The following is a 22,579-nucleotide window of genomic DNA, read 5'->3' on the forward strand; positions in this document are numbered from 1 at the left end:
TATGTTGTAACTAATGATAAGCAAAAAAAAGCGCGGTCTAACGCCGCGCAATGGATAATCAACAGTTACTGCTTTTTTACTTTTTAGAATGACGTCCGTATACCGCCCAGGTGATAACCACACAAGCGACATAGAAGATCAAAAAGACTTTCATCGCACCGACCGGAGAACCGGTTAATGCCAGGGATGTACCAAATGCTTTCGGAATAAAGAAGCCGCCGATCGCACCAATAGCAGAGATAAAGCCCAACGCCGCCGCCGTATCGGTTGCTGCTTCACGCATCGCTTTCTCTTCTGAACCGCCTTCAGCTTTTACTCTGTCCATCGTCAGTTTACGGAAGATAACGGAGATCATCTGGAAGGTTGAACCACTCCCCAGCCCGGCCGTCAGGAACAGCGCCAGGAACACTGCGAAGAAAGCAATGAAGTTGCCTCCGACACCATTTGATGGCAGCGTCAGGAACAATAAGGCACTGAAAATAGCCATCAGCATGAAGTTCACCAGTGTGACACGGGTTCCGCCCAGACGGTCAGAGATTGCGCCACCTGCAGAACGCGCCAAAGCACCAATGAACGGGCCAAAGAAGGCGTAATGCAGGATCTGCACCTCAGGGAATTGCGTTTTCGACAGCATCGCAAATCCAGCTGAGAAACCGATAAAGGAACCGAAGGTCGCCAGATACAGCAGGCTCATAATCCACAAATGCCCGCGTTTCAGCACTGGTAATTGCTCTTTCAGCGAGGCTTTGGAGGTTGCCAGTTCGTTCATACCGAACCATGCGGCCAGCGTGAAAATAGCGAGGAATGGCACCCAAATCCATGCGGCATTTGCCAGATACAACTGCGTGCCATCCGGTTGTGCAACGCCGTGGCTACCGAACGCGGCAAAGATTGACAGTGAAACCACCAGCGGAGCGACCAACTGCATCACGCTGACACCCATGTTGCCCAGGCCACCGTTCAGCCCCAGCGCGCCACCCTGTTTCTGTTTTGGAAAGAAGAAACTGATATTTGCCATGCTGGAAGCAAAGTTCGCGCCGGCAAAACCGCACAGCAGAGAGATAATTATAAAGGTACTAAATGGCGTGGAGGTATCCTGCACCGCAAAGCCTAACCATACACAAGGAATGATCAGGATACCGGTACTGAATGCCGTCCAGCGACGGCCACCAAACAGGGGAACCATGAAGGAGTACGGTACACGCAGCAACGCGCCGGACACCGAGGGTAATGCCGTCAACATGAACAGTTGTTCGGTAGTGAAATCAAATCCAACTTTCGGTAAATTCACCGCCACGGCGCTAAATAACATCCACACACAAAACGCCAGCAGCAAGCAAGGAACGGAAATCCACAGGTTACGGCTGGCGATTCGTTGACCACGCTGTTGCCAGAAGGCGGGATCTTCCGGCCGCCATTCGGTAATTACAGCTCCAGATGCCCTTTCCGGGGCAGATGAGTGACTCATAGACACCTCTGATACTTGTTTCGATGCCTGCAACATTAGGGTTTACAGCTGGAGGTAAGTTGATATAAATCAAAGGAAAAGGTGTCATTATTCAGGCCTAAAATTTGTCATTACCCTAAGTGAGTACATAACTTAGGTAAAAAATATGTGGTTTTTCACGCCTCTGCCGTCCCCTACTCCCCCTCGTCCATGAACACTCCCCCTGACGGCAATTAAGAGGTAGCCCGTTTGAGGTATGGGTATACTCCAGTGTATCGTCGAGAATAACGCCACTGCCTGCAGCATCGTCATTCAATAAGGTTTTCTGTTCTGCGAAATCCGAAGGAACAAGTCACCATGTTTAAACGTTGTCTCTCTCCGCTGACGCTGGTCAACCAGGTGGCGCTGATTGTTTTGTTGTCCACTGCCATCGGCGTGGCAGGTATGGCTGTCTCCGGCTGGCTGGTTCAGGGCGTTCAGGGTAGCGCGCATGCAATCAACAAAGCAGGCTCGCTACGTATGCAAAGCTATCGCCTGCTGGCAGCTATCCCGTTGGATGCTAATGATCAACCGCTACTGGATGAAATGGAGAAAACGGCGTTTAGTCCGGAATTGACGCGTGCTGCTGAGCGCGACGGACAGCAAATGCAGTTAAAAGCATTACAGGATTACTGGCATACCGAACTGGCACCGGGGCTTTTACATGCGCAGACACCTGATGCGGTCGCGCAGGATGTTACGCGCTTTGTGGTTGGACTGGATAAACTGGTTACCGCCTTTGATCATACTACCGAATTACGTATTGAACGCGTCGTCCTGCTGCATCGCCTGATGGCCATATTTATGGCATTGCTGCTGGTCTTCACTATTATCTGGCTGCGGGTGCGTCTGTTACAGCCCTGGAAACAGCTGCTGATAATGGCGCGAGCGGTCAGCCAGCGTGATTTTACCCAACGCGCGCATATTAGCGGGCGTAATGAGATGGCGGCTCTGGGTTCGGCACTGAATAACATGTCGGAAGAACTGGCTGAGAGTTATGCCGTGCTGGAACAACGCGTACAGGAGAAAACGGCGGGGCTGGAGCATAAAAATCAAATCCTCTCTTTCCTGTGGCAAGCCAACCGCCGTCTGCACTCACAGGTGCCGTTATGCGAACGCCTCTCCCCGGTATTGAACGGCCTGCAAAATTTAACCCTGCTGCATGATATAGAACTGCGGGTCTATGACCTGGAAGATGAAGATAACCACCAGGAATTTACCTGTCAGTCCGATGCCAGTTGTGATGAGAAAGGCTGTCATTTGTGTCCACGTGGGACGCTACCTGCCATTGACGGCGGTATCACACTGAAATGGCGTCTGACCGATACACATACACAATATGGTATTCTGCTCGCCACGTTGCCGTACGGACGCCATCTCAGCCACGATCAACAGCAGCTGGTCGATACGCTGGTTGAGCAACTGACCGCAACGCTTGCACTCGACAGGCATCAGGAGCGTCAGCAGCAGTTGATCGTGATGGAAGAGCGTGCCACCATTGCGCGCGAACTTCATGATTCTATTGCACAATCGCTCTCCTGTATGAAGATGCAGGTTAGCTGTTTGCAGATGCAGGGCGATGCGCTTTCAGATAACTGCCGCGAGCTGCTCAGCCAAATTCGTAATGAGCTGAATGCTTCGTGGGCGCAACTGCGTGAGCTGTTGACGACCTTCCGTTTACAGCTGACGGAACCTGGATTGCGACCCGCGCTGGAAGCCAGCTGTCAGGAATACAGCGCCCGTTTTGGATTTACGGTTAAGCTGGATTATCAGTTGCCGCCGCGTCTGGTCCCTTCACATCAGGCGATTCACCTGCTACAAATTGCCCGCGAAGCCCTGAGCAACGCTCTTAAACACTCGCAAGCCAATGAAGTGGTCGTGACGGTGGTGCAAAATGGCAAGCAGGTCAAACTGACAGTACAAGATAACGGCTGTGGCGTACCAGAAAACGCCGAACGCAGTAACCACTACGGTATGATAATCATGCGTGACCGCGCGCAGAGCTTGCGCGGCGATTGCCGTGTACGCCGTCGCGAGACAGGCGGTACTGAAGTTGCTGTCACTTTTATTCCCGAAACAAACTTCACAGAAGTCCAAGGAGATACCCATGAGTAATCAGGAACCGGCAACCATCCTGTTGATTGACGATCATCCGATGCTGCGAACCGGTGTAAAACAGCTTGTCAGCATGGCGCCCGATATCACCGTGGTCGGTGAAGCCAGCAATGGCGAGCAGGGTATTGAGTTGGCAGAATCCCTTGATCCCGATCTGATCCTTCTCGATCTCAACATGCCCGGCATGAACGGTCTGGAAACACTCGACAAGCTGCGTGAGAAATCGCTGTCGGGCCGTATCGTGGTGTTTAGCGTATCCAATCATGAAGAAGACGTGGTTACCGCACTGAAGCGTGGCGCCGACGGCTATCTGTTGAAAGATATGGAGCCGGAAGATTTGCTGAAAGCATTGCAGCAGGCAGCCGCTGGTGAAATGGTGCTAAGCGAAGCACTAACCCCGGTTCTGGCCGCCAGCCTGCGCGCCAATCGTGCAACGTCGGATCGTGATGTCACCCAACTGACACCGCGCGAACGCGATATTCTTAAGCTGATCGCCCAGGGCCTGCCGAACAAAATGATCGCCCGCCGTCTGGACATCACCGAAAGTACGGTAAAAGTTCATGTGAAACATATGCTGAAGAAAATGAAGCTCAAATCACGCGTTGAAGCGGCGGTATGGGTGCATCAGGAACGCATTTTCTGATAATGCATTAACGAGGATCATTTTCCGAAACGTTAATAAACGGTTCGGTCAGTGAGAGCGTGATCTCATTGGAAGAGACACGCTGGCCCAGCTCATCTTCTACCACCACGGACAACCGCCAGCGGTTCATCGCCCCTTCTCTGCTGTCCCATTTTGGCATAATAATTGTCCAGCCCTGCGCGCTTCTGCTATTACTGCCAGCCGTTAAGCTCAACGCCTGGGTATCGCCCTGCCACGTCAGGTGGCGAATCCCATACTGACTACGTACTTGCAATTTCAGCGCCACCGTCTCTCCCCCTTTGAGATCCCACGGTGGCGTGGCCAAAAATACCGACAGGGTTTTACGCTGGCGATATTCCAGCGTCGGCAGATTGTTACGCTGCGGATCGTCATAACGACTGCCGCGCAGCGAACGGCTGTTTGCCACCTCGCTGACCATCAGTTGTTTTTTTAGCGGCACGCCAAATCGGTAATTGAGCGTGAAGCCGAGGTTATTCTGGCTGATGCCGCTTTCACCTTGCTTGTGCTGCGCTGTCACTGTGATCAGCGGCACCGGCGTATAGCTCAGCCCGAGATTCATCGCCACCGGGTTGTGGTACCCGGTGCCCGAATGAAAAAGATCTACCTGGTCGCCAAAATACTGCTCCACACTGATGCTGGTATTGAGGTGTTGGTAAAATGGCATGCGCATTTGCGCGGTCAGATCATAGCCGCGGGCCATCCGTTGTTGCTGGGTCACAGAGCGCTCCTGCCAGGAGGAAAACGGCTGATAATAGTTAGCAGATAAGCGCAAATTTTTGCCCCATACCTCTGCACCGAGACCTCCCCGGGGCAGATTTTCATCCAGTAGGTTGTCATAAAAGGTGTTGTAACCCAGTAACCAACCGTCACGTACCCAGCGCTGCCCAATCCCCGCATTACTGACCAGTCCTTCATCCTGCTGCGTCAGTCCCAGCTGGCTCCAGGTGAGATAACGTTGATTGTCTTGCCACGGGATAAACCAGCTCCCCCGACTCCCGTTAAAACTGCCTTCGTTATCAACCTGCAACCCAACGCTGGCATTTCCCCACACAGAGAGCCAGGATTCCAGTTGCTGATTCACCTGCTCGCTAACCGTATCACGCACCTGACCAAACGCGAACTGCTTCGCCTGTTCACCCGTATCAAGCCCGTTATCGGTCATGCTGGCTTCACCGAACGCTTTGACCATTTCGGCAAAGTGCTTTTCGCCCGCCCGCGACTCCGGTGCCATGCCGAGATCGGGCAAGCCATCACTATTGTTATCGAAAGGGTTTTCCGCCTGATGAATGAAAGACGATTGCGCACTGGCAGTACCGCCTGCCAACGGCAAGAGTGAGAATACAGCGAGAGATAAATAAATATTATGGCTCAAATCGTTAGCGGTTTCTTACATCAATTAGCCACAGCGGCATACTTACCTTAAACCATAACGTCTTCAGCATTGATTTTCAGCCCTTCCCACCTTTTTCGGCATTATCCTGGCATCGAGAAAGAGGTGTAACATACGTGTCAGTTATTAACGCTCATATGCAGCAAAAGGAGTAAAAATGCAAAAGATAGTGATCGTCGCGAACGGTGCGGCCTACGGAAGCGAATCGTTATTCAACAGCCTGCGTCTGGCTATCGCCTTGCGCGAACAAGAAGGCTCTCTCGACCTGCGTCTGTTTTTAATGTCAGACGCGGTAACTGCGGGATTGCGTGGCCAGAAACCCGCTGAAGGATACAATATTCAGCAAATGCTGGAGATTCTGACGGCGCAAAATGTTCCGGTGAAACTGTGCAAAACCTGCACCGATGGCCGTGGGATCACGGCGCTACCGTTAATTGACGGAGTGGCCGTCGGCACGCTGGTTGAACTGGCGCAATGGACGCTGGATGCAGATAAGGTATTGACCTTCTGATACAACGTTTTCAGGCAAGCGCACTGAAAGTGTCGATAATTTCCGGATTTAATTGTAGATGGGCGCGGTTTCGTTGAACGTTAGCACGCCCTTTCAACCCTTTTGAGGGATTTTGTCACTTTTGTTTAATCGTTATGCCATTTTTTGATCAAAATCAGCATCCTGTTGCTCCCCCTTTGGTGTTATGCAATGAGTGAAATGTGAACAACATCACGCAGCACTTTCGACAGAAAGTACGTTGTTTTCAAGAACGGGGTGAAAAATGGCATTAGTGAAGGCGAGTTTAAAGTTATTTGGTGGCGATACGGTGGTTGTGCGCTGTTCTGAGCGCTGTCATATCCATTTGATGAGCGAGAAAAATCACGTCAAAGACACGCAGTCCGACATTTTAAGCGTGCAGGATCGTGATAACGCATGGCTGACCGTGCCCTATACGGGCATCTGGAATGTGCTGATCGACAGCCACAGCCAGTCGCTTGAGCATTCGATAAGTTATATTGCAGCCTAAGCGTTAAATGCCCGAAAAGCGTCTGGCTTTCGGGCATTCAGTTCCTGGCGGGGTTCAGGCATACCCTGGTCGCATAACGCCCTCCGGCAGATTCTCTCCCAACAATCGTTTGACCGTAATCACCAGATCGTTAAGACAGTCATCCTGCATCCCCAACTTAACCAGCTCTTGTTCCAGCGAGAACAAATACTGGGCGTTGGTGCCTAAAGGCCCGCTCGCCGCAGCAATAAGCGGAGCGATCACCTGCGCACGCGTGTCTGACTCAAACAGCGGATGGCGCGGATCCATAATGAAGACCAGCGCGTTCACCGTCCGACCATCATCCAGCGCCAACTGGCACCAGGTGGGCAGATAGCATCCGGTTATCATTTCACGCTTCCACAGTAAAGAAAGCTCTTGTTCCAACGACGCGTGCGGTAAGCGGTAGGCTACGCCGGTGGTGCGTCCGCCCTCTTTCAAGGCCAACATGCGTCCAGGCTGACCCGCCGTTCCTCTCCCCGCCGTCAGGCGTAGGCAAAAAGCACGGTGCCAGCCGACTAACGTCCCGGTACAGGACTCATCAAACTCTAAGGCCGGATTCCACATCAACGATCCATAACCGAAGATCCACACCGGTCCATCATCGGGTCGGCAAGCAAGCGTGGCGGCCAGTGAAGCTGCCCGTTGTTCCGCTGACCAGAGTAGTGATTCTTCAATAGCACCAAACGCCGTCTTACAGTCGGCATTCAATAAAAAATCACGCGTTAACACCTTACACCTCCGCCACTACTGCTTCCGTGCGACAACTTTTTTGACGCCTTCCAGGCTTTTTACTGCTCATTTTGAAACCAATAGCTGGACAATAGGCAATTCGCCGCTCGCTTGCAAGGCAACAAAGCGTCAACGGCACTTTATATCCTCTCGCGTTGCTAAACCCTGCACTATCATTTGTATCAGTACTATTAGCAATTCTTGTTGACGGTAAAATCTAATGCTTTGTTATTTAAATACTCTATAAACAAGATATGCAATTTTGTTCGCTTTGATGCAAAAAATGTTCCATGCCGTAAAATTACGTAAAATCAGATCGGAATTACCGAAAGATCTGTTATTTTTTACATTCTTTAATACTTTTATAATTATAAATACCTGCAGAGATGGAGAATTAGTTCAATGACACAAGTACATGAGGCGGTAAAAACCCGCCACAAGGAGACCTCTCTCGTCTTCCCGATTTTGGCGCTGGTAGTCCTGTTCTTCTGGGGGAGCAGTCAGTCACTACCAGTGGTCATCGGTATTAATGCGCTGGCCCTTATTGGTATATTAAGCAGCGCATTCAGCGTTGTCCGTCATGCGGATGTATTAGCGCATCGACTTGGCGAACCCTACGGGTCACTGATCCTCAGCCTGTCCGTTGTTATTCTTGAAGTCAGTTTGATCTCGGCATTAATGGCGACCGGTGATGCTGCGCCTACCCTCATGCGCGATACGCTGTATTCAATCATTATGATCGTCACCGGCGGTCTGGTCGGTTTTTCATTACTGTTGGGTGGACGTAAATTTGCTACACAGTATATGAACCTGTTTGGTATTAAACAGTATTTAATCGCCCTGTTCCCACTGGCCATTATTGTACTGGTGTTCCCAATGGCTTTACCGGGCGCGAATTTCACGACGGCGCAGGCGCTGTTGGTCGCATTAATTTCTGCGGCAATGTACGGTGTATTTTTGCTGATTCAAACCAAAACCCACCAAAGCCTGTTTATTTACGAGCATGAAGACGAAGGCGACGATGACGACCCGCATCACGGTAAGCCGTCAGCACACAGCAATATGTGGCACGCCGCCTGGCTTATCATTCATCTGATCGCCGTTATCGCCGTAACCAAGATGAACGCCAGCCCACTGGAGACATTGCTGACAGAACTGAATGCACCAGTAGCCTTTACCGGTTTCCTGGTCGCGTTACTCATCCTCTCTCCTGAAGGACTGGGCGCGCTAAAAGCGGTGCTGAGCAATCAGGTACAGCGGGCGATGAATTTGTTCTTCGGTTCGGTATTAGCCACTATTTCACTGACCGTACCGGTGGTGACGCTGATCGCATGGGCAACCGGAAATGATTTAGTGTTTGCGCTGGGCGCGCCAGAGATGATTGTGATGGTTTCATCACTGGTACTGTGCCATATCTCTTTCTCCACTGGACGCACCAATGTGCTTAACGGTGCGGCTCATCTGGCGCTGTTTATCGCCTATCTGATGACAATATTTGCCTGATGAAAAAAGCCGGACCCGACTCAACTTGTCGGGTCCGGCTTTTTATTTCCTTTCGTAGGCCTGATAAGCACAAGCTCTGTCAGGTATACAAAATGACTTAGTTCTCGGTATCCAGCTCGTCGAAGCTTTTCACCAGGTCATCAATGGCTTTAATCTGCGTCAGGAACTGTTCCAGTTTCGCCAGCGGCAGCGCGGATGGGCCATCGCATTTCGCATTGGCTGGATCCGGATGCGCTTCAATGAACAGGCCTGCCAGACCGACTGCCATACCTGCACGCGCCAGTTCGGTAACCTGCGCACGACGCCCACCGCTTGCTGCACCAAACGGATCGCGACACTGCAGCGCATGGGTCACGTCGAAAATCACCGGCGAGTTGCCGGAGACCTTTTTCATCACGCTAAAGCCCAGCATATCCACAACCAGGTTGTCATAACCAAAGTTCGCGCCACGGTCGCAGAGAATAACCTTATCGTTACCGCCTTCATGGAATTTATCCACGATATTACCCATCTGACCAGGGCTTACGAACTGCGGTTTCTTCACGTTAATAACGGCACCGGTTTTCGCCATCGCTTCCACCAGATCGGTCTGGCGAGCGAGGAATGCCGGCAACTGAATCACATCCACCACGTCAGCAACAGGTTGCGCCTGGCTGGCTTCGTGGACGTCGGTGATCACTTTTACGCCAAAAGTTTGCTTCAGTTCCTGGAAGATTTTCATCCCTTCTTCAAGACCCGGTCCACGGTAAGAGTGGATGGAAGAACGGTTGGCTTTATCAAAGGAGGCTTTGAACACGTAAGGGATACCCAGCTTTTGAGTAACGGTTACGTAGTGCTCACAAATGCGCATCGCCAGATCGCGGGATTCCAGCACGTTCATTCCGCCAAACAGCACGAACGGCAGGTCATTTGCCACGTTGATGTCGCCAATGCTAACCACTTTTTGTTTCATAGGATCGCCTTAAACGGTAGGTAAAGTGTCATTAATCAATGCAATACAATTTGTTTGTGCGAAATAGTATTAATCTGCGCACGAATCATTTCGCTGATCGGGTCTTCCGGACACTGTTCAACGAAATAGCTTAAATCGGTCAGCGCAACATGCTCACACTCCAGCTGCGCGTAGATTAATCCACGGTCGCGTATTTCATACGGGTCTTCAGGATTAAACTGTAATAATGCTTCGCTGGCACGCAGGGCCAGTTCCATTTGCCGCTCTTCCATCAGCGATGATTTCAGCGTGTCCAGCAGTTTGCGGATCACTTCCGCGTTATCCGCTTCATCCAGGTCCTCGTTAAATAACTCCGCAACCGGGCTGATATTCCCTTTCAACCAGACTTCCAGCGTGTGCTCATTTAACGTTTCGCCATTGAACGGATTGATTAGCCACATTTCGCCATCGAGCGATTCAATACGCAGGATGAGTTGTGTCGGAAAAATCACCGGCACCAACGGCAGTTCCAGTCGGTTGGCAATCCATAATAAGATCGCGCCCAGCGACACGGCGCTGCCCTGACGATTTTTCAGAACCTGGTCAAGCCATAGTGCATCAGAAAGACGATAGACGCCGTGGGTGTCCGTAAACCCCCATTCGCCATAAAAAAGTGCCAGCAGTTTTTCCAGTTGCTCATCCTGAGACAGGAGCTGGCTAATTTCTTCTTGCGCCAGACTAACCAGACGTTCCAGTTCGTCATAGACAGTTTGTGTTGGAAAATCCAGACGGATTGTCTCCGACGCCAGGATCATCCCATCACACAATGGCGCTTTATTAAATTCGAAATCAGCTAACGACCTCATGCTTACCCCAGTAACGGTATTTTTGTGGTGGCGAGTTTAATGATGATGTACAGCACCACCAGCGCCAGCGGAAATGCGACTAATCGCGCCTGCTGACTGCGCGCCCGACGATAATCGAGCGCAATAAAACCCAAAACGATGTAAATGATAACCCCAAACAGCTTTTCAGTCAGCCATGTCCCGTGCTCAGTGAATGGCAGGATGTGCGCTTTAAGCATTAACGCCACGCCGCTGAGTAATAAAACGGTATCCACAACTGGCGGCACAATGCGCGTCCAGCGTGCGCAGGCAAGACGTGAGTCGGTGTAACGCCACCAAAAACGCAGCGTCAACAGACCAACAGAAAGCGCAATGCTGATGAGATGGACGTTGAGTAACACTCTGAAGGAACTCATGATGGAAGGCGTCCAAGCGTAATTCGCTCGTTGCCGCCATAGTCACGGCAGGTTTCAACTGTCTGGTAACCGGCATGAGTATAGGCGTCGCGGACGGCCTGTCCCTGCTGCCAGCCGTGCTCCAGCAGCAGATAACCGCCGGGCGTTAGCATTTGTCGAGACTGGTCAATGATATGCACGATATCCGCCATTCCCTGCTCGCCCGCCACCAGTGCCGATAGCGGCTCAAAACGTACATCGCCCTGCTCGAGGTGCGGGTCTTGTTCGTCGATATACGGCGGATTGCTGACAATCATGTCAAACTGCTGCCCCTGCAAAGCACTGAACCAGTCGCTTTGCAGCACGCAAACATTGTCGATAGCCAGATGCTGTTTGTTGCGGGTTGCCAGTGCTACAGCATCGGGCATGCGGTCAACCGCGGTCACCGCGCAATCCGGACGCTCGGTTGCCAGCGCCAGCGCAATGGCGCCCGTACCGGTTCCCAAATCGAGAATACGACACGCAGAGGCAGGCAGACGAGCCAGCGCCTGCTCAACCAGACACTCGGTATCCGGACGTGGAATAAGCGTAGCCGGAGACACAAACAGCGGCAGCGACCAGAACTCGCGCACGCCGGTCAGATGTGCCACAGGCTCCCCCCGCTGACGGCGTTCCAGTAATGTATCGAGCCGCTGACGCTGCGCCTCGGTTAACACCGTTTCGCCAAACGCCAGAATAAAGGTGCGCCCCTTACCGGTCACAAACTCGAGTAAAATCTCGGCGTCACGGCGCGGGCTTTCGCTTGCCTGTAATTGGCTTATCGCTTCACGCAGCCAGTGCTGATAATCCATTAATCCTGCTCGGACAATGCCGCCAGTTGGTCGGCCTGATATTCCTGGACAATCGGCTCAATGAGCATATCCAGTTTACCTTCCATCGCTTCATCCAGACGGTAGAGCGTGAGATTAATGCGGTGATCGGTCACGCGCCCCTGCGGGAAGTTATAGGTACGATTGCGATCGCTGCGATCGCCGCTGCCTAACAGGTTACGACGTTCAGAGGCTTCCGTCTGCTGGCGTCTCGCCACTTCCGCAGCACGAATTCGCGCCCCCAGTACCGACATCGCTTTCGCTTTGTTTTTATGCTGTGAACGTTCGTCCTGGCACTCAACCACAATACCGGTCGGCAAGTGAGTAATACGGATAGCGGAGTCGGTGGTGTTAACGTGCTGACCCCCTGCGCCGGATGAGCGGAAGGTATCAATACGCAGATCGGCCGGGTTGATGTCCGGCAGTTCTGCATCCGGTAGTTCCGGCATGACCGCAACCGTACAGGCAGAGGTGTGAATACGGCCCTGTGATTCCGTCGCCGGAACACGCTGCACGCGATGACCGCCTGACTCAAATTTCAGTCGGCCGTAAACGCCTTCGCCGCTAATCTTGGCAATGACTTCTTTATAGCCGCCGTGCTCGCCTTCACTGGCGCTCATGATCTCTACCCGCCAGCGACGCGCTTCAGCATAGCGGCTGTACATGCGGAACAGATCCCCCGCAAACAGCGCCGCTTCATCACCACCGGTTCCCGCACGCACTTCGAGGAAGGCGTTACGTTCATCATCGGGATCTTTAGGTAACAGCAGTACCTGCAGATGCTGTTCCAACTGTTCGCATTTCTCTTTTGCTTCGCGCAGTTCATCCTGCGCCATTTCACGCATTTCAGGATCGTCGAGCATCATCTGAGCGGTCTCGATATCTTCCTGAACCTGTTGCCAGTCCGTAAAACAGCGGGATACATCGCTTAATTGGGCATATTCGCGCGACAGTGCACGAAAGCGTTCCTGGTCTGCGATAGTACCCGCATCACCGAGCAGCGCCTGAACTTCTTCATGGCGTTCATGCAGGGCTTCCAGTTTGGCAACGATAGAAGGCTTCATAGGCGTAAATGCACCCTGTAAAAAATAAGATTGGTGTGCTGCTACTCCAGCCCGAGGCTGTCGCGCAGAATATTCAGGCGTTCACTATCCCCGTCACGGGCGGCCTGTTGAAGTGATTTGGTTGGTGCATGAATCAGGCGGTTGGTCAGTTTCCAGGCCAAATCCTGCATAATGGCTTGCGCATCACCACCCTTTTGAAGAGCGGCCAACGCTTTGGCGGTCAGTTCATCACGGATCTGTTCTGACTGACTGCGGTACTCGCGGATTGTGTCACTTGCGCCCTGAGCGCGTAGCCAGGCCATAAACTCGCTGGTTTCCTGCGCCACAATCGTTTCGGCTTCCACGGCTGCCGCTTTGCGCTGCGCCAGGTTATGCGAAATGATGCTTTGCAGGTCATCAACGCTGTACAAATAGGCGTTGGACAACTTACCCACTTCCGGCTCGACATCGCGCGGTACGGCGATATCCACCAGCAGCATAGGTTGGTTACGACGATTTTTAAGCGCGCGCTCCACCATTCCTTTGCCGATAATCGGCAGCGGGCTGGCGGTGGAGCTGATAATAATATCGGCATCCTGTAAACGCGCGTCGATATCACTCAGCGAAATCACCTCTGCGCCGACTTCATCAGCCAGCACCTGCGCACGCTCGCGCGTACGGTTAGCGATGATCATCTTCTTCACTTTGTGCTCGCGCAGGTGTCGCGCCACCAGTTCGATGGTTTCGCCAGCGCCGACGAGCAACACGGTTACCGTAGAGAGCGATTCAAAGATCTGCCGCGCCAGTGTACAGGCGGCAAACGCGACGGACACGGCGCTGGCGCCGATGTCCGTTTCTGTGCGTACACGTTTAGCGACAGAGAATGATTTCTGGAACATGCGCTCCAGTGCGCTGGCGTTCAGATGGCCTTTTTGCGAGTCCGCAAAGGCTTTTTTCACCTGCCCCAAAATCTGCGGCTCACCGAGCACCAGCGAATCCAGGCCGCTGGCGACACGCATCAGATGACTGACGGCGTCGTTGTCCTGGTGCCAGTACAGGCTATTGCGCAGGTCTTCTTCATTGAGATTATGGTATTCGCACAGCCAGCGAACCAGCGCTTCTTGCAGGTTATCCTGCTCTTCAACGCTGAGATACAGCTCCGTGCGGTTACACGTCGACAATACCACCCCGCCCTGCACCATTGGCTGCGCAAGCAGGCTGTCCAGCGCCTGATCGAGCGTATCCGGCGAAAACGTTACGCGTTCTCGCAGCGATACAGGTGCCGTTTTATGGTTAATACCAAGCGCTAAAAGGGTCATGTCTGCGGGAATAGTACCAGCGTTGATAAGGTTAGACTAGGTGCATCATACAGGATGCGTGCGGTCAATAAAAGAGACTGACCCCTTTTGGAGTAATAGCTTAGTGCACAAATTTAAGCGAATTAAGATAACTTGAACGTAGACGATGTCTGATGGTGGCGCTAGCATTAAGCGTTATAACTGCAACGTATCTCAAGGATTTGTCATCATTATGACCCTGCCTGATTTTCGCCTGATTCGCCTGCTGCCGCTGGCGGCCCTGGTTCTTACTGCCTGTACGCTCAACGCGCCGAAAGGTCCTGGCAAAAGCCCCGACTCTCCACAGTGGCGACAGCACCAGCAGGAAGTACGCGCCCTGAACCAATATCAGACGCGCGGTGCGTTTGCCTATATTTCCGATCAACAGAAGGTGTATGCCCGCTTTTTCTGGCAGCAAACCGGACAGGATCGCTATCGCCTCTTGCTGACCAACCCGCTGGGCAGCACTGAACTGGAACTCAATGCGCAGCCGGGCAACGTCGAGCTTGTCGATAACAAAGGTAAGCATTACACCGCCGACGACGCCGAAGAGATGATTGGTAAACTGACCGGCATGCCTATTCCATTGAACAGCTTACGCCAGTGGATCCTGGGACTGCCGGGAGACGCCACCGATTATAAACTCGACGACCAATATCGTCTGAGTGAAGTGAACTACAGCAAAGACGGTAAAAACTGGAAAGTGGTCTATAGCGCCTACGACAGCAAAATCCAGCCGGCGATGCCGGCGAACATGGAACTGTCCGATGGCTCCCAGCGTATTAAGCTGAAAATGGACAACTGGATTGTGAAATGATGACCCGTTGGCCCTCTCCGGCAAAACTGAATTTGTTTTTATACATCACCGGGCAGCGTGCGGACGGTTACCATACGCTGCAGACGTTGTTCCAGTTTCTGGATTACGGCGACACGATAGATATTGCGCTGCGTAGCGACGATGAAATTCACCTTTTAACTCCGGTGGAAGGCGTTGCGCATGAAGACAACCTGATCGTCCGTGCGGCGCGTTTGCTAATGACGACGGCATCTGAAAGCAATCGCCTTCCCAAAGGAATCGGCGCGGACATCAGTATCGAAAAGCGCCTGCCGATGGGCGGTGGCCTCGGGGGTGGTTCATCAAATGCGGCGACCGTTCTGGTGGCGCTGAATCATCTCTGGCAGTGCGGACTTTCCGTGGATGAGCTAGCGGCGATCGGCCTGACGCTGGGGGCGGATGTTCCTGTGTTCGTACGCGGTCATGCGGCTTTTGCCGAAGGTGTGGGAGAAATTCTGACGCCGGTCGAGCCGAAGGAAAAGTGGTATCTGGTTGCTCATCCGGGAGTCAGCATTCCAACGCCGGTGATTTTTAAAGATCCCGACCTCCCGCGTAATACGCCAAAAAGGTCAATAGAAACGTTACTAAAATGTGAATTCGGCAATGATTGCGAGGTTATCGCAAGAAAACGTTTTCGCGAGGTTGATGCGGCGCTTTCCTGGCTGTTAGAATACGCGCCGTCGCGCCTGACTGGTACAGGGGCTTGTGTCTTTGCTGAATTTGACACTGAGTCTCGTGCTCGCCAGGTGCTTGAGCAAGCCCCGGAATGGCTCAAAGGCTTTGTGGCGAAAGGCGTCAACCTCTCCCCATTGCAAAGAGCGTTACTCTAAATCCTTCGGGTTTCAGGAAGATGGCGAAATGACGAGTCGCCAGGAGCATACAAACGTATGTCACTGGTGCGAGGAATTGATGCCAGCGCACATGAAACGTGAAGGATACCGAGTAAGCCGGGCAAGCTGAGTTGCGGTGACAACGTCACCCTGTTCCAGACGTTGCATCGCGCTCTTTAATACACCGCATGGAGAGGATTCTGCCCGGCCCGCACAGTTTTCGGCAGATTCTTTCCACCAATGGACGCATGCCTGAGGTTCTTCTCGTGCCTGATATGAAGCTTTTTGCTGGTAACGCCACCCCGGAACTAGCACAACGTATTGCCAACCGCCTGTACACTTCACTCGGCGACGCCGCTGTAGGTCGCTTTAGCGACGGCGAAGTCAGCGTACAAATCAATGAAAATGTACGCGGTGGTGATATTTTCATCATCCAGTCCACTTGTGCCCCTACTAACGACAACCTGATGGAATTGGTCGTTATGGTTGATGCGCTGCGCCGTGCTTCCGCAGGCCGTATCACCGCCGTTATTCCTTACTTCGGCTATGCACGTCAGGATCGTCGCGTACGTTCCGCTCGTGTTCCGATTACCGCTAAAGTCGTCGCTGATTTCCTGTCCAGCGTTGGCGTTGACCGCGTCCTCACCGTTGACCTGCATGCTGAACAGATCCAGGGCTTCTTCGACGTACCGGTTGATAACGTATTCGGTAGCCCGATCCTGTTAGAAGACATGCTGCAGCTGAATCTGGACAACCCGATTGTGGTTTCTCCGGATATCGGTGGCGTCGTGCGTGCCCGCGCTATCGCTAAACTGCTGAACGATACCGACATGGCTATCATCGACAAACGTCGCCCGCGTGCGAACGTTTCTCAGGTGATGCACATTATTGGTGACGTTGCAGGTCGTGACTGCGTACTGGTTGATGACATGATCGATACCGGCGGTACGCTGTGTAAAGCAGCAGAAGCACTGAAAGAACGTGGTGCAAAACGCGTATTTGCTTACGCAACCCACCCGATCTTCTCAGGTAATGCGGCAAACAACCTGCGCAACTCTGTGATTGATGAAGTCGTTGTCTGTGACACCATTCCACTGACTGACGAAATCAAAGCATTGCCAAACGTGCGTACATTGACCCTGTCGGGTATGCTGGCCGAAGCGATTCGTCGTATCAGCAACGAAGAATCCATCTCTGCTATGTTCGAGCATTAATCGAGCCCGGCTCAAAAACCCGCTGCGGCGGGTTTTTTTATCTGTAATATTTATTTGTATGACTTTTGCCTCCTTCACCTGCCATTCAGTTGACAGATGATGCGCCCATGGATGAAACATTATTGTGAACAGATTATTTTCCTCACATGTGATGCCTTTCCGCGCCCTCATCGACGCTTGTTGGAAAGAAAAATATACTGCTTCCCGCTTTACCCGCGACCTGATCGCCGGGATAACGGTTGGGATCATTGCCATTCCACTGGCGATGGCGCTGGCAATAGGCAGTGGCGTTGCTCCGCAGTACGGCCTGTATACCTCAGCCGTCGCTGGGATCGTTATCGCCCTTACCGGGGGCTCGCGCTTTAGCGTATCTGGCCCTACCGCCGCCTTCGTGGTGATTCTGTATCCGGTGTCGCAACAGTTTGGACTGGCAGGCCTGCTGGTTGCCACGTTAATGTCCGGGATATTCCTGATCCTTTTCGGCCTCGCCCGCTTTGGCCGCCTGATCGAATATATTCCGCTGTCTGTGACATTAGGTTTTACCTCGGGTATTGGTATCACCATCGGTACCATGCAGATTAAAGATTTTCTCGGCCTGCAAATGCCCCATGTTCCAGAGCACTATTTGCAGAAGGTTGGCGCGCTGTTTATGGCCTTGCCGACCATCAACGTGGGTGATGCCGCGATTGGCGTAGTAACACTGGGGATCCTGATTTTCTGGCCACGTCTGGGTATCCGATTACCGGGACACCTTCCTGCACTGCTGGCAGGCTGCGCAGTGATGGGGATCGTGAACCTGACCGGCGGCCATGTCGCCACCATCGGATCTCAGTTCCACTATATTCTGGCCGATGGCTCGCAAGGCAATGGTATCCCACAACTGCTGCCGCAGTTGGTTTTACCGTGGAATATGCCAGAATCAAACTTTACCCTTAGCTGGAGCTCGTTACAGGCGCTGTTACCGGCAGCCTTCTCGATGGCAATGCTCGGGGCAATCGAATCTCTGCTGTGCGCTGTCGTCCTCGATGGGATGACCGGCACCAAGCATAAAGCCAACAGCGAACTGATTGGCCAGGGTCTGGGCAATATCGTCGCCCCGTTCTTTGGCGGTATCACTGCCACGGCGGCAATTGCCCGTTCAGCGGCAAACGTCCGTGCCGGAGCGACCTCGCCAATTTCTGCGGTCATCCACGCAATTCTGGTGATCCTCGCCCTGCTGGTGCTTGCGCCACTGCTTTCCTGGTTACCGCTTTCCGCCATGGCCGCGCTGTTGCTAATGGTGGCATGGAACATGAGTGAAGCGCATAAAGTGGTGGATCTGCTGCGTCATGCGCCAAAAGACGACATCATTGTCATGCTGATGTGTATGTCGCTGACGGTGTTGTTCGATATGGTTATCGCCATCAGCGTCGGTATCGTTCTCGCTTCTCTGCTGTTTATGCGCCGTATTGCCCGCATGACGCGTCTGGCACCGGTCAACGTAGACGTACCGGATGATGTGCTGGTGCTGCGCGTCATTGGCCCACTGTTCTTTGCCGCTGCGGAGGGATTATTTACCGATCTCGAGTCGCGTATTGCAGGTAAACGCATTGTGGTGCTGAAATGGGACGCCGTCCCGGTACTGGATGCCGGTGGTCTGGACGCCTTCCAGCGCTTTGTCAAAAAGCTGCCTGAAGGCTGCGAACTGCGGGTATCTAACCTGGAATTCCAGCCGCTGCGTACCATGGCTCGCGCAGGTATTCAGCCGATCCCCGGGCGTCTGGCATTCTTCCCGAATAAAGACGCCGCGCTGGCGGACATCAACGGACGTCTATCCCGGCTAAGGGAAGCGCCGCAAGGCCATAAATGACAGACAAAAAAATGGCTCCCGTAGTGGGAGCCATTTTTATAACAAGCTTATTGCTTACGCTTTCAGCAACTTTTCAGCCGTTACCTTAACGCTGGCCAACAGGACTTTCACATCCTCCAGACACACCGTCGGGTTCAGCAGCGTCAGCTTCAGGCAGGTGATGCCATCCGCTTCAGTCACCCCGACGTTGGCGCTCCCCGAAGCCAGCAGAACGTCGCCAATACGTTGGTTCAGTAGTGCAACGAACGCCATATCGTCGCTTTCAGGACGGAAGCGGAACAACACGCTTGCCAGTTGCGGCTCCATCACCAGTTCCAGGTGCGGCTGAGTTTTGACAAACTCAGCTACATCGCGTGCCAGCGTTACGCCATTATCAATGATTTCGGCATACTGCTTTTTGCCCAGCGCTTCGAGCCCCATCCACAGCTTCAACGCATCAAAACGGCGCGTGGTCTGCAGCGACTTCGACACCAGATTCGGCACGCCAGCTTCTTCATCGAAATCAGAGTTCAGGTACGCCGCCTGATAGCGCATCAGTTCATAGTGGCGAGCATCTTTTAACAGGAACGCGCCGCAACTGATGGTCTGGAAGAACTGTTTGTGGAAATCCAGAGTGACAGAATCTGCCAGCTCAAGGCCGTTCAGGAAGTTGCGATACTTCTCAGACAGCAATAACGCCCCGCCCCAGGCTGCATCCACGTGCAACCAAATCTGATGCTCCGCCGACAACGCCGCGATATCCGCTAACGGATCGATGGCGCCTGCATCGGTGGTCCCTGCGGTGGCAACAATCGCCATCACCTGCTCGCCGTTCGCTTTCGCCTGGGCCAGCTTATCTTTCAGGTCAGCCACATCCATGCGGGAGAACGCATCGGTCTTCACCTGGGTCACTGAGCGGTAACCCAGCCCCATCAGCGCCATGTTCTTCTGCACGGAGAAGTGAGCGCTTTCTGAGCAAAACACTTTGATTTTGCTCAGATCGCCGATCAAACCATCCTGCTGAATGGAATGACCCTGGCGTGCAAAGAAAGCATCACGCGCCAGCATCAGGCCCATCAGGTTACTCTGAGTGCCGCCGCTGGTGAACACGCCGGCGTCGCCCGCCGCATAGCCCACCTGCTCGCGCAGCCATTCGATCAATTTGATCTCAATGATGGTGGCGGATGGGCTCTGGTCCCAGGAGTCCATGCTCTGGTTAGTGGCGTTGATCAGCACTTCCGCCGCCTGGCTAATCACCAGGCTCGGACAATGCAGGTGCGCCACGCACTGGGCATGGTGCACTAACAGGCTGTCTTTCAGAAAGTATTCAACCGCACGCTCAATAGCGGCCTGGTTGCCCAGGCCCTGAGACGTAAAATTCAGGTTGATGCGTTCGCGCAGCTGTTCAACGGTTTTGCCCTGATACATCTCAGGCTGCTTCAACCATTCAACCACCGCTCTCGTACTCTGCTCGATAGCATCCTGATAGGCTGCGATGCTTTGCGCCGAGCCGGACAGAATCGGGTTTAGGTCTGACATTCGATCCAACTCCGTTTAAACCGGCTTAATGCCAGCGCCCAGCAGGGCGTTTTCGAATTTATCGAGGAAAATTTCCAGCTCAGCGTTGGTGATCAGCAGTGACGGCAGCAGACGCAGCACGCAACCGTTGCGACCGCCGCGCTCCAGAATCAGGCCATTTTCGAAGCATTTTTTCTGCAGCAGCGCGGATAGCTCGCCATCGGCCGGGTAGCAGCCCATGTGATCCTGCGCTTCCTTCGGCTTAACGATTTCAATACCAATCATCAGACCCAGACCACGTACATGGCCAATCACCGGGTAGCGTTTCTGCAGGTCAGCCAGCTTGCCTTTCAGCCACTCGCCCTGGGCAGCCACTTTATCGGCAATCTTGTCGTCTTTGAGGATTTTCAACGTTGTCAGGCCGGTCGCCATCGCCAACTGGTTGCCGCGGAAAGTACCGGTGTGGTGCCCTGGTGCCCATGCATCGAATTGTTTTTTAATACCGAGAACCGCCAGTGGCAGACCACCGCCAACCGCTTTGGACATCACGATGATATCTGGTTCGATACCGGCGTGTTCGAAGGCGAACAGTTTACCGGTACGCGCGAAACCAGCCTGTACTTCATCAATGATCAGCAGAATGCCGTGTTCCTGGGTCACTTTACGAATACGCTGTAACCACTCGACCGGAGCCGGGTTCACGCCGCCTTCGCCCTGCACGGCTTCGAGGATCACGGCAGCCGGTTTACGCACGCCGCTTTCAACGTCGTTGATCAGGTTTTCGAAGTAATAGGTTAATGCTTTAACGCCAGCCTCGCCGCCGATACCCAGCGGGCAGCGGTATTGATGCGGATACGGCATGAACTGCACTTCCGCCATCATGTTGCTGACGGCTTCTTTCGGTGACAGGTTACCGGTCACAGACAGCGCGCCGTGAGTCATCCCGTGGTAGCCGCCGGAGAAGCTGATCACGCTGGAACGACCAGTCACTTTTTTCGCCAGCTTCAGGGCCGCTTCAACGGCATCTGCACCGGACGGTCCGGTGAACTGCAGGCAATATTCTTTGCCCTGGCCCGGTAATAAAGACAGTAAATAAGATGAAAATTCATCTTTTAACGGGGTAGTAAGATCGAGCGTATGTAACGGTAAGCCGCTTGTGATGACACTTTGAATGCTCTGCAGCACTTCAGGATGATTATGACCAAGCGCCAGGGTTCCGGCACCTGCCAGGCAATCAAGATATTGATTATTTTCTACGTCGGTAATCCAGACGCCCTGCGCTTTAGCAATCGCCAATGGCAGTTTACGTGGATAGCTGCGGACATTAGATTCAAACTCAGCCTGTCTTGCTAAAAAGGTATCATTGCTCTGTGGTAATGAATTAGCACTTAAAGTATCAATACGGACTTTATCCGTCATCATATCACTCCTACAACCAGGTGTAGATTAACGCCTGATTGAATAAATGGTTATAAGGATTACCTGTAAAAAAGCGCGGCTAATATATGTTGTTTTAGCTTAGGACTCAATCATTTATTTTTAGACGTCTCAAATAATCACTTTCCCCTTAAATTTCAATATGTAAACCTCTCCAACCATTACTAAATCCTAAACAAATATAGCTATTTAATTAACAATGCCGTAGCCAATTGCAACGCATACGATGTTATAAAAACCATGAGATTTTCATGTTTTTATTATTTTTTTACACGTTTTTACCATTAATGATGTACGCACTTTCTTGTTACGACATGATTTTTCACTTATTTGCCGATAAATCGAATAAAAAAGTCGATCCCTTAATATAAATCACTTAGTATGGCGCGCTTATTTACAGGCTATGTAAATAAAATTAATGCGCAGCACCCGGTAACGCGTACAGGCGACACGTGTTATCGACAACAGGAATTCCCTGGGTTGTCAGCAGAAATGTTCGCGGGCGGACATTTCGTAAGGTGAACATCGTTCCCTTATGCCGAGAATGAAAATTTTCTAGCCATACTTTTA

20 protein-coding genes are annotated in these 22,579 nt (G+C 52.6%); 9 read left to right on the forward strand and 11 right to left on the reverse strand.

Features of this window, described 5'->3' with window-relative positions; translation table 11 throughout:
• Positions 1–76: 76 nt before the first annotated feature.
• A complete protein-coding gene (locus ACU8YC_RS03130) occupies positions 77–1,468 on the reverse strand; it encodes a NarK family nitrate/nitrite MFS transporter (RefSeq protein ID WP_252837646.1) in 1,392 nt (463 codons plus the stop codon).
• Positions 1,469–1,804: 336 nt separating this feature from the next.
• On the opposite strand from ACU8YC_RS03130, the gene narX reads away from it, so the two are divergent.
• Together narX and narL are read left to right on the forward strand one after the other, a co-directional pair.
• On the forward strand, positions 1,805–3,601 hold the full coding sequence (gene narX / locus ACU8YC_RS03135) for a nitrate/nitrite two-component system sensor histidine kinase NarX (protein ID WP_446894999.1): 1,797 nt from the start codon (positions 1,805–1,807) through the stop codon (positions 3,599–3,601).
• Positions 3,594–4,244, forward strand: a complete 651-nt coding sequence (gene narL / locus ACU8YC_RS03140) for a two-component system response regulator NarL (RefSeq protein WP_045443652.1) — start codon at positions 3,594–3,596, stop codon at positions 4,242–4,244. Before narX ends, narL begins: the two co-directional genes overlap by 8 nt.
• 7 nt (positions 4,245–4,251) lie before the next feature.
• Here narL and ACU8YC_RS03145 read toward each other — a convergent pair whose 3' ends face one another.
• Positions 4,252–5,637, reverse strand: coding sequence for a YchO/YchP family invasin (locus ACU8YC_RS03145; RefSeq protein WP_210905166.1), 1,386 nt, complete (start codon positions 5,635–5,637; stop codon positions 4,252–4,254).
• A gap of 175 nt (positions 5,638–5,812) precedes the next feature.
• Between ACU8YC_RS03145 and ACU8YC_RS03150 the strand changes: the two genes are divergently transcribed.
• Positions 5,813–6,166 carry a DsrE/DsrF/TusD sulfur relay family protein gene (locus ACU8YC_RS03150; RefSeq protein ID WP_151219398.1) on the forward strand — a complete coding sequence of 118 codons (354 nt, stop codon included), beginning with the start codon at positions 5,813–5,815 and terminating at the stop codon, positions 6,164–6,166.
• A 262-nt stretch (positions 6,167–6,428) separates the two neighbouring features.
• Positions 6,429–6,674 (forward strand): DUF1883 domain-containing protein, encoded by a 246-nt coding sequence (locus ACU8YC_RS03155; protein ID WP_003020763.1) that lies wholly within the window; start codon positions 6,429–6,431, stop codon positions 6,672–6,674.
• A 54-nt stretch (positions 6,675–6,728) separates the two neighbouring features.
• Here the strand turns inward: ACU8YC_RS03155 and ACU8YC_RS03160 are convergent, their stop codons facing one another.
• A complete protein-coding gene (locus ACU8YC_RS03160; protein WP_252837647.1) occupies positions 6,729–7,424 on the reverse strand; it encodes a gamma-glutamylcyclotransferase in 696 nt (231 codons plus the stop codon).
• A gap of 402 nt (positions 7,425–7,826) precedes the next feature.
• Between ACU8YC_RS03160 and chaA the strand changes: the two genes are divergently transcribed.
• Complete coding sequence (gene chaA, locus ACU8YC_RS03165; protein WP_003020769.1) at positions 7,827–8,927, forward strand: sodium-potassium/proton antiporter ChaA; 1,101 nt, start codon at positions 7,827–7,829, stop codon at positions 8,925–8,927.
• Positions 8,928–9,024: 97 nt separating this feature from the next.
• Here the strand turns inward: chaA and kdsA are convergent, their stop codons facing one another.
• From kdsA to hemA, 6 genes are read right to left on the reverse strand one after another with little or no spacing between them, the layout of a single operon-like run.
• Positions 9,025–9,879, reverse strand: coding sequence for a 3-deoxy-8-phosphooctulonate synthase (kdsA, locus tag ACU8YC_RS03170; protein WP_003020772.1), 855 nt, complete (start codon positions 9,877–9,879; stop codon positions 9,025–9,027).
• Positions 9,880–9,914: 35 nt separating this feature from the next.
• A complete protein-coding gene (sirB1, locus tag ACU8YC_RS03175; RefSeq protein WP_187252325.1) occupies positions 9,915–10,724 on the reverse strand; it encodes an invasion regulator SirB1 in 810 nt (269 codons plus the stop codon).
• A gap of 2 nt (positions 10,725–10,726) precedes the next feature.
• Positions 10,727–11,119, reverse strand: a complete 393-nt coding sequence (sirB2, locus tag ACU8YC_RS03180) for an invasion regulator SirB2 (RefSeq protein ID WP_187259580.1) — start codon at positions 11,117–11,119, stop codon at positions 10,727–10,729.
• Positions 11,116–11,949, reverse strand: a complete 834-nt coding sequence (gene prmC / locus ACU8YC_RS03185; protein ID WP_187259579.1) for a peptide chain release factor N(5)-glutamine methyltransferase — start codon at positions 11,947–11,949, stop codon at positions 11,116–11,118. Before prmC ends, sirB2 begins: the two co-directional genes overlap by 4 nt.
• Entirely contained in the window at positions 11,949–13,031 is a 1,083-nt protein-coding gene (gene prfA, locus ACU8YC_RS03190) for a peptide chain release factor 1 (RefSeq protein ID WP_446895000.1), read from the reverse strand. Before prfA ends, prmC begins: the two co-directional genes overlap by 1 nt.
• 41 nt (positions 13,032–13,072) lie before the next feature.
• The gene (hemA, locus tag ACU8YC_RS03195; RefSeq protein WP_446895001.1) at positions 13,073–14,329 is read right to left on the reverse strand and encodes a glutamyl-tRNA reductase; all 1,257 of its coding nucleotides are present in this window, start codon (positions 14,327–14,329) and stop codon (positions 13,073–13,075) included.
• A gap of 211 nt (positions 14,330–14,540) precedes the next feature.
• Here hemA and lolB point away from each other — a divergent pair, with 211 nt between their 5' ends.
• The 4 genes from lolB to dauA all read left to right on the forward strand — a co-directional run bounded on the left by lolB (position 14,541) and on the right by dauA (position 19,075).
• On the forward strand, positions 14,541–15,164 hold the full coding sequence (lolB, locus tag ACU8YC_RS03200) for a lipoprotein insertase outer membrane protein LolB (protein WP_151219404.1): 624 nt from the start codon (positions 14,541–14,543) through the stop codon (positions 15,162–15,164).
• Positions 15,161–16,012, forward strand: coding sequence for a 4-(cytidine 5'-diphospho)-2-C-methyl-D-erythritol kinase (gene ispE / locus ACU8YC_RS03205; RefSeq protein WP_151219405.1), 852 nt, complete (start codon positions 15,161–15,163; stop codon positions 16,010–16,012). The genes lolB and ispE overlap by 4 nt, the downstream gene beginning before the upstream one ends.
• Positions 16,013–16,278: 266 nt before the next feature.
• Entirely contained in the window at positions 16,279–17,226 is a 948-nt protein-coding gene (prs, locus tag ACU8YC_RS03210) for a ribose-phosphate diphosphokinase (RefSeq protein ID WP_001518537.1), read from the forward strand.
• A 124-nt stretch (positions 17,227–17,350) separates the two neighbouring features.
• A complete protein-coding gene (gene dauA, locus ACU8YC_RS03215) occupies positions 17,351–19,075 on the forward strand; it encodes a C4-dicarboxylic acid transporter DauA (protein ID WP_151225536.1) in 1,725 nt (574 codons plus the stop codon).
• 54 nt (positions 19,076–19,129) lie between these two features.
• Here dauA and ACU8YC_RS03220 read toward each other — a convergent pair whose 3' ends face one another.
• The gene (locus tag ACU8YC_RS03220; protein ID WP_278238113.1) at positions 19,130–20,593 is read right to left on the reverse strand and encodes a pyridoxal phosphate-dependent decarboxylase family protein; all 1,464 of its coding nucleotides are present in this window, start codon (positions 20,591–20,593) and stop codon (positions 19,130–19,132) included.
• Positions 20,594–20,608: 15 nt separating this feature from the next.
• The gene (locus ACU8YC_RS03225; protein WP_370620159.1) at positions 20,609–21,994 is read right to left on the reverse strand and encodes a diaminobutyrate--2-oxoglutarate transaminase; all 1,386 of its coding nucleotides are present in this window, start codon (positions 21,992–21,994) and stop codon (positions 20,609–20,611) included.
• Positions 21,995–22,579 lie beyond the last annotated feature (585 nt).

The sequence above is a fragment of the Citrobacter sp. VF227 genome, assembly GCF_052950715.1.

Coding starts and splice junctions, on each gene's coding strand:
- ACU8YC_RS03130 (WP_252837646.1), bottom strand. CDS start 1,468: ATGAGTCACTCATCTGCCCCGGAAAGGGCATCTGGAGCTGTAATTACC.
- narX (WP_446894999.1), top strand. CDS start 1,805: ATGTTTAAACGTTGTCTCTCTCCGCTGACGCTGGTCAACCAGGTGGCG.
- narL (WP_045443652.1), top strand. CDS start 3,594: ATGAGTAATCAGGAACCGGCAACCATCCTGTTGATTGACGATCATCCG.
- ACU8YC_RS03150 (WP_151219398.1), top strand. CDS start 5,813: ATGCAAAAGATAGTGATCGTCGCGAACGGTGCGGCCTACGGAAGCGAA.
- ACU8YC_RS03155 (WP_003020763.1), top strand. CDS start 6,429: ATGGCATTAGTGAAGGCGAGTTTAAAGTTATTTGGTGGCGATACGGTG.
- chaA (WP_003020769.1), top strand. CDS start 7,827: ATGACACAAGTACATGAGGCGGTAAAAACCCGCCACAAGGAGACCTCT.
- kdsA (WP_003020772.1), bottom strand. CDS start 9,879: ATGAAACAAAAAGTGGTTAGCATTGGCGACATCAACGTGGCAAATGAC.
- sirB1 (WP_187252325.1), bottom strand. CDS start 10,724: ATGAGGTCGTTAGCTGATTTCGAATTTAATAAAGCGCCATTGTGTGAT.
- sirB2 (WP_187259580.1), bottom strand. CDS start 11,119: ATGAGTTCCTTCAGAGTGTTACTCAACGTCCATCTCATCAGCATTGCG.
- prmC (WP_187259579.1), bottom strand. CDS start 11,949: ATGGATTATCAGCACTGGCTGCGTGAAGCGATAAGCCAATTACAGGCA.
- prfA (WP_446895000.1), bottom strand. CDS start 13,031: ATGAAGCCTTCTATCGTTGCCAAACTGGAAGCCCTGCATGAACGCCAT.
- hemA (WP_446895001.1), bottom strand. CDS start 14,329: ATGACCCTTTTAGCGCTTGGTATTAACCATAAAACGGCACCTGTATCG.
- lolB (WP_151219404.1), top strand. CDS start 14,541: ATGACCCTGCCTGATTTTCGCCTGATTCGCCTGCTGCCGCTGGCGGCC.
- ispE (WP_151219405.1), top strand. CDS start 15,161: ATGATGACCCGTTGGCCCTCTCCGGCAAAACTGAATTTGTTTTTATAC.
- ACU8YC_RS03220 (WP_278238113.1), bottom strand. CDS start 20,593: ATGTCAGACCTAAACCCGATTCTGTCCGGCTCGGCGCAAAGCATCGCA.
- ACU8YC_RS03225 (WP_370620159.1), bottom strand. CDS start 21,994: ATGATGACGGATAAAGTCCGTATTGATACTTTAAGTGCTAATTCATTA.